Origin of the sequence: Streptomyces sp. WMMB303 (assembly GCF_029351045.1) — a bacterium.
Lineage (GTDB): Bacteria > Actinomycetota > Actinomycetes > Streptomycetales > Streptomycetaceae > Streptomyces.
In genome coordinates this window covers 6,289,621-6,306,561 of sequence record NZ_JARKIN010000001.1, presented here as the reverse complement: position 1 = coordinate 6,306,561, position 16,941 = coordinate 6,289,621, and the positions used below count along the sequence as shown (strand labels likewise).

The 16,941-nt window shown below is 71.7% G+C and carries 12 protein-coding genes; 8 read left to right on the top strand and 4 right to left on the bottom strand.

Annotated features, from left to right (window positions below; all coding sequences use genetic code 11):
* The 4 genes from P2424_RS27455 to recQ all read left to right on the top strand — a co-directional run bounded on the left by P2424_RS27455 (position 1) and on the right by recQ (position 5,981).
* Positions 1 to 1,659 carry an NADH-quinone oxidoreductase subunit M gene (locus P2424_RS27455; protein ID WP_276478361.1) on the top strand — a complete coding sequence of 553 codons (1,659 nt, stop codon included), beginning with the start codon at positions 1 to 3 and terminating at the stop codon, positions 1,657 to 1,659.
* 5 nt (positions 1,660 to 1,664) lie between these two features.
* Complete coding sequence (gene nuoN, locus P2424_RS27450) at positions 1,665 to 3,344, top strand: NADH-quinone oxidoreductase subunit NuoN (RefSeq protein WP_276479153.1); 1,680 nt, start codon at positions 1,665 to 1,667, stop codon at positions 3,342 to 3,344.
* Positions 3,345 to 3,516: 172 nt separating this feature from the next.
* Positions 3,517 to 3,900: a cupin domain-containing protein gene (locus P2424_RS27445; RefSeq protein WP_276478360.1), complete on the top strand. Its 384-nt coding sequence runs from the start codon at positions 3,517 to 3,519 to the stop codon at positions 3,898 to 3,900.
* A 173-nt stretch (positions 3,901 to 4,073) separates the two neighbouring features.
* Positions 4,074 to 5,981, top strand: a complete 1,908-nt coding sequence (recQ, locus tag P2424_RS27440; RefSeq protein ID WP_276478359.1) for a DNA helicase RecQ — start codon at positions 4,074 to 4,076, stop codon at positions 5,979 to 5,981.
* Positions 5,982 to 6,050: 69 nt separating this feature from the next.
* Here recQ and fahA read toward each other — a convergent pair whose 3' ends face one another.
* Positions 6,051 to 7,265, bottom strand: a complete 1,215-nt coding sequence (gene fahA, locus P2424_RS27435; protein WP_276478358.1) for a fumarylacetoacetase — start codon at positions 7,263 to 7,265, stop codon at positions 6,051 to 6,053.
* Positions 7,266 to 7,648: 383 nt separating this feature from the next.
* Between fahA and P2424_RS27430 the strand changes: the two genes are divergently transcribed.
* The 4 genes from P2424_RS27430 (at position 7,649) to P2424_RS27415 (ending at position 12,336) form a co-directional block, all read left to right on the top strand.
* Complete coding sequence (locus P2424_RS27430) at positions 7,649 to 8,662, top strand: polyprenyl synthetase family protein (RefSeq protein ID WP_276478357.1); 1,014 nt, start codon at positions 7,649 to 7,651, stop codon at positions 8,660 to 8,662.
* A gap of 377 nt (positions 8,663 to 9,039) precedes the next feature.
* Positions 9,040 to 10,269 (top strand): DUF2092 domain-containing protein, encoded by a 1,230-nt coding sequence (locus P2424_RS27425; protein WP_276478356.1) that lies wholly within the window; start codon positions 9,040 to 9,042, stop codon positions 10,267 to 10,269.
* Positions 10,270 to 10,454: 185 nt separating this feature from the next.
* Entirely contained in the window at positions 10,455 to 11,417 is a 963-nt protein-coding gene (locus tag P2424_RS27420; protein WP_276478354.1) for an ABC transporter ATP-binding protein, read from the top strand.
* Positions 11,404 to 12,336, top strand: a complete 933-nt coding sequence (locus P2424_RS27415; protein ID WP_276478353.1) for an ABC transporter permease — start codon at positions 11,404 to 11,406, stop codon at positions 12,334 to 12,336. Before P2424_RS27420 ends, P2424_RS27415 begins: the two co-directional genes overlap by 14 nt.
* A gap of 192 nt (positions 12,337 to 12,528) precedes the next feature.
* Here the strand turns inward: P2424_RS27415 and rarD are convergent, their stop codons facing one another.
* From rarD to P2424_RS27400, 3 genes are all read right to left on the bottom strand, one after another.
* A complete protein-coding gene (rarD, locus tag P2424_RS27410; protein WP_276478352.1) occupies positions 12,529 to 13,533 on the bottom strand; it encodes an EamA family transporter RarD in 1,005 nt (334 codons plus the stop codon).
* 254 nt (positions 13,534 to 13,787) lie between these two features.
* Positions 13,788 to 14,819 carry a 2-oxoacid:ferredoxin oxidoreductase subunit beta gene (locus tag P2424_RS27405; protein WP_276479152.1) on the bottom strand — a complete coding sequence of 344 codons (1,032 nt, stop codon included), beginning with the start codon at positions 14,817 to 14,819 and terminating at the stop codon, positions 13,788 to 13,790.
* Between the two features lie 109 nt (positions 14,820 to 14,928).
* Complete coding sequence (locus tag P2424_RS27400; RefSeq protein ID WP_276478351.1) at positions 14,929 to 16,857, bottom strand: 2-oxoacid:acceptor oxidoreductase subunit alpha; 1,929 nt, start codon at positions 16,855 to 16,857, stop codon at positions 14,929 to 14,931.
* Between the last annotated feature and the right edge of the window lie 84 nt (positions 16,858 to 16,941).

Genomic DNA, 16,941 nt, shown 5'->3' with positions numbered 1-16,941 from the left:
ATGTCATTTCCCCTGCTGACGGTCACGGCAGCGCTGCCCGCCGTCGGGGCCGTCGCCACGGCGGCCGTTCCGGCGGCCCGGCGCACCGTCGCCAAATGGCTGGCGCTGGCCGTCTCACTGGCCACGCTGGTGCTCTCGGGCGTGGTGCTGGCCCGCTTCGACCCGGGTGGCGCCCGCTACCAACTGACCGAGTCGCACGCCTGGATCTCCGACTTCGGGGTCCGCTACGAACTGGGCGTCGACGGCATCGGCGCCGCGCTGATGGCGCTGACGGCGCTGCTGGTCCCGTTCGTCATCGGCGCCGGCTGGCACGACGCCGACCAGGTCGAGGAGCGGGAGAACAGCCGCTGGCGGCCCACCCAGGGCTTCTTCGCGCTGATCCTCGCCGTCGAGGCGATGGTGCTGGTCTCGTTCGCCGCCACCGACGTCTTCCTCTTCTACATCTTCTTCGAAGCGATGCTCATCCCGATGTACTTCCTCATCGGCGGTTTCGGGGACCGGGCGCACGCGGCCGGCGAGGAGGAGGGCGCCAAGCAGCGCTCGTACGCTGCGGTGAAGTTCCTGCTCTACAACCTGGCCGGCGGGCTGGTGATGCTGGCCGCCGTCATCGGGCTGTTCGTCGTCAGCGCCGACAGCCTGGGCGAGGGCACTTTCTCGCTGCCGGAGCTGTTGAAGGCGCGGGCGAGCGGCGAGCTGACGATCTCGACGACGACCGAGCGGCTGCTGTTCCTCGGGTTCTTCGCCGCGTTCGCCATCAAGGCCCCGCTGTGGCCGCTGCACACCTGGCTGCCGAACGCGATGGGTGAGGCCACGGCCCCGGTCGCGGTGCTGATCACCGCCGTCGTCGACAAGGTCGGCACCTTCGCGATGCTCCGCTTCTGCCTGGGCCTGTTCCCGAACGCCAGCCAGTGGGCCACCCCGGTGGTGCTCGGCCTGGCGCTGGTGAGCGTGGTGTACGGGGCGCTGCTGGCGGTCGGACAGCGGGACATGAAGCGGCTGATCGCCTACGCCTCCATCTCGCACTTCGGCTTCATCATCCTGGGCGTCTTCGCGATGACCAGCCAGGGCCAGGGCGGTGCCACGCTCTACATGGTCTTCCACGGCATCTCGACGGCCGCGCTGATGCTGGTCGCCGGGTTCCTCATCTCGCGCCGCGGCTCCCGCCTGATCGCGGACTACGGCGGAGTGCAGAAGGTGGCGCCGGTGCTGGCGGGCACCTTCCTGGTGGGCGGGCTGGCGACGCTCTCGCTGCCCGGTCTGGCGCCGTTCGTCAGCGAGTTCCTGGTGCTGGTGGGCACCTTCAGCCGCTATCCGGTGGCCGGGATCATCGCCACCGCCGGCATCGTCCTGGCCGCGCTGTACGTGCTGGTGCTCTACCAGCGCACCATGACCGGCCCGGTGCGCAAACCCGAGATCGAGCGGATGCCGGACCTGAAGGTGCGGGAGCTGGCCGTGGTGGCGCCGCTGGTGGCGCTGCTGCTCTTCCTCGGTGTCTTCCCCAAGCCGCTCACCGAGATCGTGAACCCCGCGGTGGAGCACACCCTCTCGGACGTACAGAAGAAGGACCCCGAGCCGCAGCATCCCGTGGCCGACCACACTGATCCCTCGGCGTGGTTCGACTACAAGCCGGCCGGACACGGCGGAGGTGACCACGAGTGATCGGTATGACAGACGTGGCGTCGGCGGGCGGTGCGTCCGCGGCGTCCGGTGTCCCCAGCCTGTGGACAGTCGCGGCGGGCGCGGGCGACACGCTGCAGGCGCCGAGCATCGAGTTCGGCAAGCTCTCCCCGGTGCTGATCGTCCTGGGTGCGGCCGCCCTCGGCGTCCTGATCGACGCGTTCGCGCCGCGCCGGGCCCGCTACAGCGCCCAGCTGTTCGTCGCGCTGGCCGGACTGGCCTCCGCGTTCGCCGCGGTCATCGGGCTGGCGGCGAGCGGCGCGGCCACCACCAAGGCGCAGATCGCCGGCATGGGAGCGCTGGCCGTCGACGGGCCCGCGCTCTTCCTCCAGGGCACGCTGCTGCTGGTGGGGATCGTGGGTGTCTTCACCTTCGCCGAGCGCAAGCTGGAGCCTGCGGCGCACGGCAGCCGGGTGGACTCCTTCGCGGCGCAGCCCGCCTCGGTGCCCGGCGGTGAGGGGGAGCAGCAGGCAGTCAAGGCGGGCTGGACGACCACCGAGGTCTTCCCGCTGCTGATGTTCGCGGTCGCCGGCATGCTGCTGTTCCCGGCGGCGAACGATCTGCTGACCCTCTTCATCGCGCTGGAGGTCTTCTCCCTCCCGCTGTACCTGCTGTGCGCGCTGGCCCGCCGCAGGCGGCTGCTGTCCCAGGAGGCGGCGGTCAAGTACTTCCTGCTGGGCGCGTTCTCCTCGGCGTTCCTGTTGTTCGGTATCGCGCTGCTGTACGGGTACGCGGGCACCGTCAACTACTCGTCCATCGCCCGGGTGGTGGCCGGGACCGACGCGGTCAGCGACCCGGTGCTGGCGGACACCACGGGCAACGACGCGCTGCTGCTGATCGGCAGTGCGCTGGTCGTGATGGGCCTGCTGTTCAAGGTCGGTGCCGTCCCCTTCCACATGTGGACCCCGGACGTGTACCAGGGCGCGCCGACGCCGGTGACCGGATTCATGGCGGCGGCCACCAAGGTGGCGGCGTTCGGCGCGCTGCTGCGGCTGCTGTACGTGGTGCTGCCGGGGCTGCGCTGGGACTGGCGGCCGGTGATGTGGGGCGTGGCGATCCTGACGATGCTCGGCGGTGCCGTGGTCGCCATCACCCAGACGGACATCAAGCGGCTGCTGGCCTATTCCTCGATCGCGCACGCGGGCTTCCTGCTGGCGGGTGTCATCGCCACCTCGGAGGACGGCATCTCCTCGGTGCTGTTCTATCTGGCCGCCTACTCCTTCGTGACGCTGGGCGCCTTCGCGGTGGTCACGCTGGTGCGGGACGCGGGCGGCGAGGCGACGCACCTGTCCAAGTGGGCCGGACTCGGGCGGCGTTCACCGCTCCTCGCGGCCGTGTTCGCGGTCTTCCTGCTGGCGTTCGCGGGTATTCCGCTCACCTCCGGGTTCGCGGGGAAGTTCGCGGTGTTCAAGGCGGCTGCCGAGGGCGGCGCGGGTGCGCTGGTCGTGGTCGGTGTGATCGCCTCGGCCATCGCGGCGTTCTTCTATCTGCGGGTCATCGTGCTGATGTTCTTCAGCGAGCCGCGGGCCGACGGGCCGAGTGTGGCGGTGCCGAGTGTCATGACGACCTCGGCGATCGCGCTCGGTGTCGTGGTCACGGTCGTGCTGGGGGTGGCGCCGCAGTACTTCCTCGACCTGGCCGGACAGGCGGGGGTGTTCGTGCGGTGAGCGGAGGAGCGACCGCGCGGCGGCCCTCTGCGGTCCGCCGTTCCACGTCCTAGCCGCCGGTCGTACGAACCGACCGGGGAGATGCCGCCAGAGACCCGCGACCGGGCCTCTGGCGGCTTCTTGTGAGGTTGTCGGTGACAACAGGCGCGCTGAAACGGTAGGAATTCCAGTCATGGGTTGTGTGATTCTCCGCCGGGAGAACGGCGGTTACGAGGGGAAGCAGGGCGGCGTCTTCAGTGAGGGGGTGTCGGCGGAGTCGGTGGGGGCCAAGGGGTTGTGTCTGCACGTCCTGCACATCCCGGCCAACTCCCGTGGGGAGCCCCATCTGCACGCGGGCCACGAGTCGGCCATATACGTCGTCAGCGGGGCGCATGAGATCTGGCACGGGGAGGACCTCTCGCACCGCGACACCCTGCACCCGGGCGACATGGTCTATGTGCCCGCGAACATGCCGCACATGCCGGTCACCGGTGAGGAGCCGGTGACCGTGGTGGTGGCCCGTACCGATCCCCGCGAGCAGGAATCGGTGCATCTGCTCTCGCCGCGCGACCCCTGAGGGGCGCTCTTCAGGGGGGTGCCCCGTGCGGTCCGGGCTGCCGGGGCGGTGCGGGGTGCCGCGGGCACCGGACTGGATCAGTGGCAGGTGTACGACAATAGGCGCTTTCTCCGGCGACGGCTCCCCCTCGGACCCGGCACCGGATGTCGGCCATCCGGCTTATCGTGGCGGGCATGCTTCAGGAGAGTGCCGAGAGGCCGGGTGGGACGTCCGAGACGGGGGCGCTGCGGGTACTGCGCAAGGTCTTCGGCTACGACGCCTTCCGCGGACAGCAGGAAGCCGTCATCGACCACGTCGTCGCGGGGGGCGACGCGGTGGTGCTGATGCCCACCGGTGGCGGCAAATCCCTGTGCTACCAGATCCCCGCCCTGGTCAGACGGGGTACGGGCGTGGTGATCTCGCCGCTCATCGCCCTCATGCAGGACCAGGTGGACGCGCTGAAGGCGCTGGGCGTCCGCGCCGGCTTCCTCAACTCCACGCTCGACCTCGACCAGCGCCGGGTGGTGGAGGCCGAGTTCCTGGCGGGCGAGCTCGACCTGCTCTACATCGCCCCCGAGCGGCTGCGGCTGGAGAACACGACGGCGCTGCTGGAGCGCGCCGAGGTGTCCGTCTTCGCGATCGACGAAGCACACTGCGTCGCCCAATGGGGCCACGACTTCCGGCCCGACTATCTGAACCTGTCGATGCTCGGCGAGCGCTGGCCCGACGTGCCGCGCATCGCGCTGACCGCCACCGCCACCCGCGCCACCCACCAGGAGATCGTCCAGCGGCTCGGGCTCCCCGCGGCGCGCGACTTCGTCGCCAGCTTCGACCGGCCCAACATCCAGTACCGCATCGTGCCCAAACGCGACCCCAGGAAGCAGCTGCTGCGCTTCCTCAAGGAGGAGCACGAGGGCGACGCGGGCATCGTCTACTGCCTGTCGCGGAACGCGGTCGAGCGCACCGCCGAGTTCCTGTGCGCCAACGGCGTCGAGGCGGTGCCCTACCACGCGGGGCTGGACGCGGGTACCCGCGCCGCGCACCAGGCCCGCTTCCTGCGCGAGGACGGGCTGGTCGTGGTGGCCACCATCGCCTTCGGCATGGGGATCGACAAGCCCGACGTGCGGTTCGTCGCACACCTGGACCTGCCCAAGTCGGTCGAGGGCTACTACCAGGAGACGGGCCGGGCCGGGCGCGACGGACTGCCTTCGCACGCGTGGCTCGCCTACGGCCTCCAGGACGTCGTCCAGCAGCGCAAGCTGATCGAGAGCGGCGAGGGCGATCCGGCCTTCCAGCGCCGGGCGCGTTCGCACCTGGACGCGATGCTCTCGCTGTGCGAGACGGTCCACTGCCGGCGCGGCCGGCTCCTCGCCTACTTCGGCCAGGAGCCGGCCGAGGGGGCCGCCGAGCCCTCCTGCGGCAACTGCGACACCTGCCTGTCCCCGCCGGAGTCGTGGGACGGCACGGTGCCCGCGCAGAAGGTGCTCTCCACCGTCGTCCGGCTCAAGCGGGAGCGCGGCCAGAAGTTCGGCTCCGGGCAGCTCGTGGACATCCTGTTGGGCCGCAGGACGGCCAAGGTCATCCAGTTCGACCACGACGGGCTGTCGGTCTTCGGCATCGGCACCGAGCTGGCCGAGGGCGAATGGCGCAGCGTCATCCGGCAGTTGATCGCCCAGGGGCTGCTGGAGATCGAGGGTGAGCACGGCACGCTGGTACTCACCGACGCGAGCGCCACCGTGCTGCGCGCCCAGCGGGAGGTGCGGATGCGCAAGGACCCGGCTCCGGCGCGGTCCCGCACGGCTGCCGGGCCTGCCGGGAACCGGCCGGGCGGCGGCTCCTCCGGCAAGGCGGCGGTGGCCGCCGAGCTGCCCGAGGAGGCCGTACCGCTGTTCGAGACCCTCCGGGGCTGGCGGGCCGAGCAGGCGCGGGAGCAGGGCGTCCCCGCCTACGTCGTCTTCCACGACGCGACCCTGCGCGAGATCGCGGTGCGGCGGCCCGGGACCCTGGGCGAGCTCGGCGAGATCACCGGTGTCGGGGAGAAGAAGCTGGCGACGTACGGGGAAGGGGTGCTGGCGGCGCTGGCGGGCGGTCCCCCGGAGTGAGGGCATGCGCGCCCGGCCCGCCGCGGCGGGCCGGGCGCGCACGCATGTGGGGGCGCGGCCGCGGGTGCCTCAGGCGGCGTCGGCGGCGGGTGCCACCCGCCCGCGGACCTCGCCCAGGCCGACGCGGGTCCCCTCCGGGCCGGGGGCCCAGGCGGTGAGGACCACCTCGTCGCCGTCCTCCAGGAAGGCCCGCTCCCCGTCGGGCAGCTCCAGCGGCTCGCGCCCGCCCCAGGTCAGCTCCAGCAGGGAGCCGCGCTGCGCGGGCTCCGGGCCGCTCACGGTGCCGGACGCGTACAGGTCACCGGTCCGCAGCGAGGCCCCGTTCACCGTCATGTGCGCGAGCTGCTGCGCCGCGGTCCAGTACATGGTGGAGAACGGCGGCTCGGCGATCACATGGCCGTTGAGCCGCACGGTGATCCGCAGATCGATTCCGCCCGGCTCGACCCCGTCGGCCTCGTCGTTCAGGTAGGGCAGCAGCGGGGCGTCGCGCTGCGGGGGCGCCACCCGTGCGGCGTCCAGCGCGTCCAGCGGGGTGATCCACGGGGAGACGGAGGTGGCGAACGACTTGCCCAGGAAGGGGCCCAGCGGTACGTACTCCCACGCCTGCAGATCACGCGCGGACCAGTCGTTGAGCAGCGTCACGCCGAACACGTGGTCGCGGAACCCGGCCAGCCCCACCGGGGCGCCCAGCGCGCTCGGAGTGCCGACGACGAAGCCGACCTCCGCCTCGATGTCCAGCCGCCGCGAGGGGCCGAAGACGGGAAGCGGCTCGTTCGGGGGCTTGCGCTGGCCCTGCGGGCGCACCACGGGTGTCCCGGAGACGACGACCGTCCCGGCGCGCCCGTGGTATCCGATGGGCAGGTGCTTCCAGTTGGGGGTCAGGGCGTCGCCGTCGGGGCGGAAGATCCGCCCGACGTTGGTGGCGTGATGTTCGCTGGCGTAGAAGTCGACGTAGTCGGCGACCTCGAACGGCAGGTGGAGCCGCACCTCGGAGAGCGGCAGCAGATGGCGGGCCGCGGTCTCGCGGTGCGCGTCCTCGGTCAGCCAGGCGCGGAGCTGCGCCCGCACCTCCTGCCACCCGGGCCGGCCCAGCGCCAGCAGCGGGTTGAGCGAGGGCGCTCGCAGCACGTCGGCGTGGGTGGAGCCGAACGCGGCGGCCGCGGCGCCCAGGTCGAGCACGTCGTCGCCGAACCGGACGCCGATCCGGCGGTGGCCGGCCCGGTCCGGGGTGCTGAAGAGGCCGTACGGAAGGTTGTCCGGGCCGAAAAGGGCACTGTCACTCATGGGGGTCAGGCTATGTGCCGGATGCCGGCCCTGGACCTACCCGTTTCCGCGAAAGATCGGCCCGATCGCGCCGGGGCGTCTCGCGCGGAACGCGTCTGATGCGGGACGTACCCCTGATCCGGTATATACCGGCATGGCGTGTCAGGAGTGTTCTGCTGGGCAGGCGCCGACCGTGATCGTTATGTGACCGGCTACGCTGCCCCGGGAGGGTGCACCTGGCCGACAGTGGCATCCGGCCGAGAAGACGTGAAGAACACCGCACACCAGGAAGACCGCAGCACCGGGAACGCCGGGCGGGTACAGCCACCCGCCGGAGGCGGCGCCGACCGGTACCGGACCATCCGGACCCGTTCGTTCCACGTACGCAGACAGGAGTACCCCTCGTGACCGTCGTCGGGCCCTTCGGGCTGAGCGTGCGGGACCAGGCTGTCGAAGCAGACGTCCTGGCCGGGTTGGCGGCCGTCGATGAGGGCCTCATGGAGGCCACCAAGAGCGGCGTCGCCTTCATAACGGAAGCGGCGCAGCATCTGGTGCGGGCCGGCGGCAAGCGCTTCCGGCCACTGCTGGTCATGCTGGGGGCCCAGTTCGGCGATCCGCATGCGCCCGGGGTGGTGCCCGCCGCCGTCGTCGTCGAGCTGACCCACCTCGCCACGCTCTACCACGACGACGTGATGGACGAGGCCGACGTACGGCGCGGCGTGCCCAGCGCCAACGCCAACTGGGACAACTCCGTCGCCGTCCTGACCGGTGACTTCCTCTTCTCCCGCGCCTCGCACATACTGGCCGACCTCGGCCCCGAGGCCGTCCGGATCCAGGCCCAGGCGTTCGAACGGCTCGTGACCGGCCAGATCATGGAGACCGCGGGTCCGGCCGACGGCCACGACGCCATCGACCACTACCTCGAGGTGATCGCGGGCAAGACCGGTTCGCTGATCGCCGTCGCCGGACGGTTCGGCGCCATGATGTCCGGCGCCGACGAGCGGACCGTCTCGGTGCTCACCCAGTACGGGGAGCGGGTCGGCGTCGCCTTCCAGCTCGCCGACGACGTCCTCGACATCGCCAGCGACGAGCACGAGTCCGGCAAGACGCCCGGCACCGATCTGCGGGAGGGCATCCCCACGCTGCCGGTGCTGTACCTGCGCGCGCGTGCGGCGAGCCCGGAGGGGACCCGCGAGGACCGCGAACTGTGCGCACTGCTCGACGGGGACCTCGGTGACGACGGGCGGCTCGCCGAGGCGCTGGCCGCGCTGCGTGTCCACCCCGCGCTGGAGCAGGCCCGCCGGGCGACCGTCCGGTACGCCGACGAGGCCCGCGAGATGCTCGCCCCGCTGCCCGACAACGCCGCCAAGGCCGCCCTGGCCGGGCTGTGCACGGCCGTGGTGGACCGGGCGGGCTGACCTCACGCGCCGGGCGGACCGCCCGGGCCGTCCGGTTCCGGATCCGTCGTGCCGGCTTCCCGTCAGAGGGCCCCGGCCGCGCACCGCCCGTGCCCCGCTCGGCACCGGAGAACCCCGGCTTCGCGGGCCCGTGACCGCGGGATTCCGGGCATCGGCCGGTACTCGACCCTGAGTCGGTCGCGCCCGGCACCAACCCGGAGGCGGAGCACGGTCATCCCGGGGGAGTAGCGGAATGTGCCTCCGACGGCTGACGCGGTGGAGCGCAGGATTTGGTGCCATGGAAGCACCACCCCGCACCGATTCGGGTGAGAATGGCGGCAAGGGGTGGACGAGTGCGACCTATGGAGCCGCCGCCGACACGGAGGTAGGACAGACAGATGGCACAGATCCAACCGAGGAAGCCCCGGCGCCGGGCGGTGCGGTACGGCGTACCGGTCGCCGTCGCCGGGGTCGCCGCCGCGACCGTCGGCCTGGTACCCGCGCTCGCCAGCACGGGCGATCCCGATCTGCCGAAGATCACGGCGGAGGACCTGGTCGCCAAGGTGGCCGCGTCCGATGTCGACCAACTGTCCGGCACCGTCCGGGTGAAGACCGATCTCGGCCTGCCCTCGCTGCCGGGCGGCGGCGGGAGCGGCGGCTTCGGCGGCGGAGCACACGGCTCCGGTTCCGCCGACGGCGTGGAGGGCAAGGCCGGGCAGCAGGACGCCTCTCCCGGGAAGAAGCTGTCCGAGCTGGCCTCGGGCGAGCATCTGCTGCGCTTCGCCGCCGACGGCCCCGACAAGCAGCGTGTCTCGATCATGGAGGACGCCGCCGAGTACAGCCTGGTGCACAGCGGACGTGACCTGTGGGCCTACGACAGTGGCAGCAACGCGGCCTGGCACGCCGAGGCGCCCGAGGGCGGCGGGCGTGGGAAGCACGACGGGCCGGCCGGCCCGGATGCGGTCACCCCGCAGAAGGCCGCGAAGCAGCTGCTGAAGAACCTCGACTCGTCCACCTCCGTGGCCGTCGACGGGACGGCGAAGGTCGCCGGGCGGGACGCCTACCAACTGGTCGTCAAGCCCAAGGGGGCGAACGACTCCACCATCGAGTCGGTCCGCATAGCGGTGGACGCGGACAAGGGGCTGCCGCTGAGGTTCACCGTCCACCCGAAGAAGGGCGGCGATCCCGCGATCGACGTGGCCTACACCAAGGTGGACTTCGGGAAGCCGGACGCGAGCAGCTTCACCTTCCGGCCGCCCAAGGACGCCGAGGTCACCGAGGCGAAGCCGGACCGCAAGTCGGACGGCGACCGGCGGGCCCCGAAGGGGCCCGGCGGACTGTCCGGCCTGGAGCTCCTGGGCGGTTCGGCGGGCGACTGGGGCAAGGTCGCCACGTTCGACAGCGGGATGCCCGGTGGGCCGGGCGGCGGGAAGTCCGGCGGCGACAAGCGTGCCGAGGAGCTGCTGGACAACTTCACCGACAAGGTGAAGGGCGACTTCGGTACCGGACGGGTCTTCAGCACCCGCCTGGTGAACGCCCTGATGACCGAGGACGGCCAGGTCTACGTCGGTGCTGTCACCAAGGAGGGTCTGGTCAAGGCGGCCGACGAGCACGTGGGCGCCGAGTAGCGGGGTCCCGCGGCTCGCGGCACCTGCCGCGCCGGTGCGCCGGTCTCCCGTGAACCATCGGGAGACCGGCGCTCGGCGGACCACCGGCCGCAGCGGGCGCGGCCGGTGCGGCACGCGGACGAGGGCCGGGCGGCCGATCGGGTGACCGGCCGGGGCACGACGAGGAAGGGCAGGGGACAGGGCCTATGGCCGAGCAGACCGCCGTGGTGCGGGACACCGGTCCGGTGATCGCTACCCAGGGACTCACCAAGCGCTATCGGGGTGGTCAGCTCGCCGTCGACGCGCTCGACCTGTCCGTCCCGCGCGGCAGCGTCTTCGGCTTCCTCGGGCCCAACGGCTCGGGCAAGACCACCACCATCCGGATGCTGCTCGGCCTCATCGAACCCACCGGCGGTGCCGCGCATCTGCTCGGCGAACCGATGCCCGGCTCCGGACGGCGGGTGCTGCCCCGGGTGGGTGCTCTCATCGAGGGGCCCGCGCTCTACGGCTTCCTCTCGGGGCGTGCGAACCTGCTGCGGTACGACGCCGCCGACCCCACCGCCGACCCGCGCACCCGCGCGTCCCGGGTGGACCGGGCGCTGGAACGGGTGGGCCTCTCGGGCGCCGCGGCCAAGAAGGCACGGGCCTACTCGCTGGGGATGAAGCAGCGCCTGGGACTGGCGGCCGCGCTGTTGCAGCCGCGCGAGCTGCTCGTCCTGGACGAGCCCACCAACGGGCTCGACCCGCAGGGCATGCGGGAGATCCGCTCACTGATCCGGGAGTTGGCACAGGACGGCAGCACGGTCTTCCTCTCCTCCCACCTGCTGGACGAGATCGAACAGGTCTGCACCCACACGGCCGTCATGCACCACGGCCGGCTGGTGACCCAGGGGACCGTCGCCGAGATGTCGGCCGGCGCCCGCGGCCGGCTGACCGTCACCACCCCGGACCCGGGCGAGGCCGCCCGGGTGCTGAAGGAGCACGGGGTGTCCGACCTGAGCACCGCGGGGGAGGAGCTGAGCGGCGATCCGCCGCCGGGCGACCCCGCGGAGCTGAACACCGCCCTCGTCCGGGCCGGGGTACGGGTCCGGGCCTTCGGGGTACGGCAGGCGTCGCTGGAGGACGTGTTCGTCTCACTCACCGGGGAGGGCTTCGATGTCGCGGGCTGAGCCGATGCACGACCCGACGCACGAACCGCCGGAGGCCGCCGCACGTCCCCCGGCGGGGCCGCGCTCCGCGCCCCGGGTGTCGCCGCTGTGGCTGCTGGAGCTGTTCCGCAGCGAACTGCTGGTCACCTTCCGGCGCTGGCGCACCCTGGCGCTGCTGGGCGTGCTGGCGGCCGTCCCGGTGCTGGTCGGGATCGCGGTGAAGGTCGAGACCAGCGACGGCGGGTCGGTCGGGTCCGGCGGCGGAGAGGGCCCGGCCTTCATCTCCCAGGTGACCAACAACGGGCTGTTCCTGGTGTTCACCTCGCTCGCCGCCACGCTGCCGTTCTTCCTGCCGATGGCGGTCGGTGTGGTGGCCGGGGACGCGGTGGCCGGAGAGGCAGGCGCGGGCACCCTGCGCTATCTGCTGGTCGCCCCGGCGGGCCGTACCCGGCTGCTGCTGGCGAAGCTGACCACGGTGGTGGCCTTCTGCCTGGCCGCGACGCTGACGGTGGCGGTCGCCGCGCTGGCGACCGGAGCGCTGCTCTTCCCCACCGGAGAGGTCACCCTGCTGTCCGGCACCGCGGTCTCCTTCGGAGAGGGGCTGCTGCGCGCGGGGGCCATCGCCGTGCTGGTCGCCGGCAGCCTGCTCGGTCTGGCGGCGCTCGGACTGTTCGTGTCGTCCCTCACCAACAGCGGCATCGCCGCCATGGCCACCACGGTCGGGCTGCTGATCACGGTGCAGATCCTCAACGCCATCCCGCAACTGGACGCGTTCCATCCGTACCTGTTCCCGCACTACTGGCTCAGCTTCGCCGACCTGCTGCGGGACCCCGTCTACTGGGACGACATCCTGAAGAACCTCGGAGTGCAGGCCCTCTACACGGCACTCTTCGGCTCGGCGGCGTGGGCCGCCTTCACCAGTCGCGACGTGACGGCCTGACGGCCTGACGGCCTGCTGCGGGGCCGGCGGGCCGGTCCGCGGGGTGCGTTGCTTCGTGGGGGCACGCCCCCGGCTTCTTCGGCCGCCACCGAGAGGCCGGGCCGGTCGAACAACGGGACGGGGGCACCCCCGGGGGTGAGACCGGGAGTGCCCCCGGGCCCGCGGACCCGGACGGGCGAGCGCCCCGCGGGGTCAGCGTTCGGCAGCCCCCGCGACGGCCGTACCGGCGCCGGCCGTACCGGCGGCCTCCGCGGCAGCGGCCTCCGCGGTCTCCTCGCGCGCCCGTCGCGCCGCGGCCCGCAGTTCGGCCCGTCCCCGCCGGGCGGTGCGCAGCGCGTCCCAGGTGAGGATGGTCAGCGCCACCCACACCAGGCCGAATCCGGCCCACCGCTCCGGTGGCATCTCCTCGCCGAAGACGGTGAGGCCCAGCAGGAACATGAAGGCGGGGGCCAGGTACTGCAGCAGCCCGATCGTCGAGAGCGGCAGCCGTACCGCCGCGCTGCCGAAGAAGATCAGTGGCAGCGCGGTGGCGACACCGGCGAAGGCCAGCAGCACCGTGGTGCCGAGTCCGCCGGTGGCGAAGGAGGAGTCGCCGCGTGAGCCGAGGTAGAACAGGAAGCCCAGCGCGGGCAGGAACTGCACCGCGGTCTCCGCGCTGAAGCCGGCCACCCCGTCCAGCTTGACGTGCTTCTTGATCAGCCCGTAGGTCGCGAAGCTGAACGCCAGGCAGAGGGAGAGCCAGGGCAGTTTGCCGTAGGCGACGGTCATCACGACGACGGCCGCGGCGCCGACCGCGACGGCGGCCCACTGGGCGAGACGCAGCCGCTCCCGCAGCAGCAGGACGCCGAAGGCTATGGAGACCAGCGGGTTGATGAAGTAGCCGAGGGAGGATTCGAGCACCTTGTCGGTGCTGACCGCCCAGATGAACAGCCCCCAGTTGAGCGAGATCACGGCGGAGGCCAGCACCACCAATGCCAGCTTCCTGGGCTGGCGCACCAGTGCGGTCACCCAGGACCAGCGGCGCAGCAGGGCAAGGATCAGCACGGCGGTCGGCAGCGACCAGACCATCCGGTGGGCGAGGACCTCGCCCGCGCCGATGTCGGAGAGCGCGTGCCAGTAGAGGGGCAGCAGGCCCCACATCCCGTACGCCGCGAAGCCGAACAGCAGCCCGGTGCGCTGTGTACTCGGTGTCTGCATGACCCTCCCTGCCTTCTTCTCGGATGTGTTGTGCAAGCTCTCCGCAAGGTAACGGGAGCCGACCGTCTTGTCATTCCCGTTTCGAGCTTTGGTCCTGTCGCCGGACTCCGCGGGGCCGGCGCCGGGATACGGCCCTGGCGGGCGGCGGCCCGGCGGTCGGCGGGCGACCGTGGGAACGGTCCTCGTCCGGATCGGCCCGACGCACAGCGGCCCGGCACCCAGGGAGGGTGCCGGGCCGCCGGGGCGGTCGGGGGTCAGCCCACGACCGTCCAGGTGTCGTTGCCGTGCAGCAGCGCGGACAGGTCGCCCTTGCCGTGCTGTTCGACGGCGCGTTCGAGCTGGTCGGCCATCTCGGTGTCGTACACCGGGCGTCGCACGTCGCGCAGCACACCGATGGGGGTGTGGTGCAGTGTGTCCGGGTCGGCGAGCCGGGAGAGCGCGAACGCCGAGGTCGGCGAAGCGGCGTGGGCGTCGTGCACCAGCACCTCGGCGGTGCCCTCGTCGCGGACGTCCACGATCCGCAGGTCGCCGGTCGCCCGGTCGCGGACCACGCCCTGGGAGCCGAGCCCGTCCTCGGCGGGGGCGCCGAAGCGGATCGGCTCCCCGTGCTCCAGCCGGATCACGGCCTCCTGAGCCTGTGACCCATCCTGGGAAGACGCAGCCTTGAGGACCTCGAAGGCGCCGTCGTTGAAGATGTTGCAGTTCTGGTAGATCTCCACCAGCGCCGAGCCCGGGTGGTCGGCGGCCGCCTGCAGCACACCGGTGAGGTGCTTGCGGTCCGAGTCGACCGTACGGGCCACGAAGGACGCCTCGGCGCCCAGCGCCAGCGAGACCGGGTTGAACGGCGCGTCCAGCGACCCCATGGGCGTGGACTTGGTGATCTTCCCGGCCTCCGAGGTCGGGCTGTACTGGCCCTTCGTCAGTCCGTAGATCCGGTTGTTGAACAGCAGGATCTTCAGGTTCACATTGCGACGCAGCGCGTGGATCAGATGGTTGCCGCCGATGGAGAGCGCGTCCCCGTCACCGGTCACCACCCAGACGCTCAGGTCGCGCCGTGAGGCCGCCAGGCCGGTGGCGATGGCCGGGGCGCGGCCGTGGATGGAGTGCATCCCGTAGGTGTTCATGTAGTACGGGAAGCGGGAGGAGCAGCCGATGCCCGAGACGAAGACGATGTTCTCCTTCGCCACACCCAGCTGCGGCATGAACCCCTGGACGGCCGCGAGCACCGCGTAGTCGCCGCAGCCGGGGCACCAGCGGACCTCCTGGTCGGACTTGAAGTCCTTCATGGACTGCTTGCCGACCGCCCGCGGCACCAGCGACAGTGCCTCGGACGCGGCCGCGGGGGCGCCGTTGTGCTGGGTCCGGGCGGTCTCCGGAGCGGGACCGGGGGACGTCTCAGCCATGTGCGATGGCCTCCTTGAGTGCGGTCGCGAGCTGCTCGGCCTTGAACGGCAGGCCGCGAACCTGCGTGTACGACTGCGCGTCGACCAGGTAGCGGGCGCGGAGCAGGGTGGCGAGCTGGCCGAGATTCATCTCCGGTACGACGACCTTCTCGTAGCGCCGCAGCACCTCGCCGAGGTTCCCCGGGAACGGGTTGAGGTGCCGCAGATGGGCCTGCGCGATCTCACCCCCGGCGTTGCGGACGCGGCGTACGGCGGCCGTGATCGGGCCGTAGGTCGAACCCCAGCCCAGCACCAGCAGCGGGGCGTTCCCGCCCGGGTCGCTGACCTCCAGGTCCGGTACCTCGACGCCGTCCACCTTGGCCTGCCGGGTGCGGACCATGAAGTCGTGGTTGGCCGGGTCGTAGGAGATGTTCCCGGTGCCGTCCTGCTTCTCGATGCCGCCGATCCGGTGCTCCAGCCCCGGTGTGCCGGGCACCGCCCACGGGCGGGCGAGAGTGTGCGGGTCGCGCTTGTAGGGCCAGAAGACCTCGGTGCCGTCGTCCAGCTCGTGGTTGGGCCCCGAAGCGAACTGTGTCCGCAGGTCGGGCAGCTCGTCCACCTCGGGGATCCGCCACGGCTCGGAGCCGTTGGCCAGATAGCCGTCCGAGAGCAGGAACACCGGGGTCCGGTAGGTGAGCGCGATCCGCGCCGCGTCCAGCGCCGCGGTGAAGCAGTCGGCCGGGGTGGCCGGGGCCACGATCGGCACCGGCGCCTCACCGTTGCGCCCGTACATCGCTTGCAGCAGATCGGCCTGCTCGGTCTTGGTCGGCAGGCCGGTGGAGGGGCCGCCGCGCTGGATGTCGACGACCAGCAGCGGCAGCTCCAGCGAGACGGCCAGGCCGATGGTCTCCGACTTCAGCGCCACGCCGGGCCCCGAGGTGGTGGTCACCGCCAGCGAACCGCCGAAGGCGGCGCCGAGCGCGGCGCCGATCCCCGCGATCTCGTCCTCGGCCTGGAAGGAGCGCACGCCGAAGTTCTTGTGTTTGCTCAGCTCGTGCAGCACATCGGAGGCCGGGGTGATCGGGTAGGAGCCGAGGAAGAGCGGCAGGTCCGCCTGCTGGGACGCGGCGATCAGTCCGTAGGACAGGGCCAGGTTGCCGGAGATGTTCCGGTACGTCCCGGCGGGGAAGGCGCCGGAGGCGGGAGCGACCTCGTAGGAGACGGCGAAGTCCTCGGTCGTCTCGCCGAAGTTCCACCCGGACCGGAACGCCGCGATGTTCGCCTCGGCGACCGTCGGCTTCTTGGCGAACTTCGTCCGCAGGAACGCCTCGGTCTGCTCGGTCGGCCGGTTGTACATCCACGACAGCAGACCCAGCGCGAACATGTTCTTGGACCGCCCGGCCTCCTTGCGGCCCAGCTCGTACTCCTTGAGCGCCTCGACCGTCAGCGTCGTCAGGGGTACGGGATGGACGCTGTAGCCGTCCAGCGAGCCGTCCTCCAGCGGGCTGGCGTCGTAGCCGACCTTCGTCATGGCGCGCTTGGTGAACTCGTCCGTGTTCACGATGATCTCGGCGCCGCGCGGCACATCGGCGATGTTCGCCTTCAGTGCCGCCGGGTTCATCGCCACCAGCACGTCCGGGGCGTCGCCCGGCGTCAGGATGTCGTGATCGGCGAAGTGCAGCTGGAAGCTGGAGACGCCCGGCAGGGTGCCCGCGGGGGCGCGGATCTCGGCCGGGAAGTTCGGCAGCGTCGACAGGTCGTTGCCGAACGAGGCCGTCTCGGATGTGAAGCGGTCTCCGGTGAGCTGCATACCGTCGCCGGAGTCTCCCGCGAACCGGATGATCACCCGGTCCAGGCGCCGGACCTCTTTGTCCCGTCCGCTGTCCCGGTCCCCCTCGGGACCGGACTGTGGCCCGGCTGGGCTGCTGACCTGACTGGTCACGGTGGATCGGACCTCCCTCAAGGCGGCGGCTCGCCTGCCATCGTACGTTGCTAAGGGTTGCCTTCCCGTGGCTGTTCCCATCGT

Bases quoted from the DNA above. Each gene is read 5' to 3' on its own strand.
- P2424_RS27455 (WP_276478361.1), top strand. From the start codon at position 1: ATGTCATTTCCCCTGCTGACGGTCACGGCAGCGCTGCCCGCCGTCGGG.
- nuoN (WP_276479153.1), top strand. From the start codon at position 1,665: ATGACAGACGTGGCGTCGGCGGGCGGTGCGTCCGCGGCGTCCGGTGTC.
- P2424_RS27445 (WP_276478360.1), top strand. From the start codon at position 3,517: ATGGGTTGTGTGATTCTCCGCCGGGAGAACGGCGGTTACGAGGGGAAG.
- recQ (WP_276478359.1), top strand. From the start codon at position 4,074: ATGCTTCAGGAGAGTGCCGAGAGGCCGGGTGGGACGTCCGAGACGGGG.
- fahA (WP_276478358.1), bottom strand. From the start codon at position 7,265: ATGAGTGACAGTGCCCTTTTCGGCCCGGACAACCTTCCGTACGGCCTC.
- P2424_RS27425 (WP_276478356.1), top strand. From the start codon at position 9,040: ATGGCACAGATCCAACCGAGGAAGCCCCGGCGCCGGGCGGTGCGGTAC.
- P2424_RS27420 (WP_276478354.1), top strand. From the start codon at position 10,455: ATGGCCGAGCAGACCGCCGTGGTGCGGGACACCGGTCCGGTGATCGCT.
- P2424_RS27415 (WP_276478353.1), top strand. From the start codon at position 11,404: ATGTCGCGGGCTGAGCCGATGCACGACCCGACGCACGAACCGCCGGAG.
- rarD (WP_276478352.1), bottom strand. From the start codon at position 13,533: ATGCAGACACCGAGTACACAGCGCACCGGGCTGCTGTTCGGCTTCGCG.
- P2424_RS27405 (WP_276479152.1), bottom strand. From the start codon at position 14,819: ATGAAGGACTTCAAGTCCGACCAGGAGGTCCGCTGGTGCCCCGGCTGC.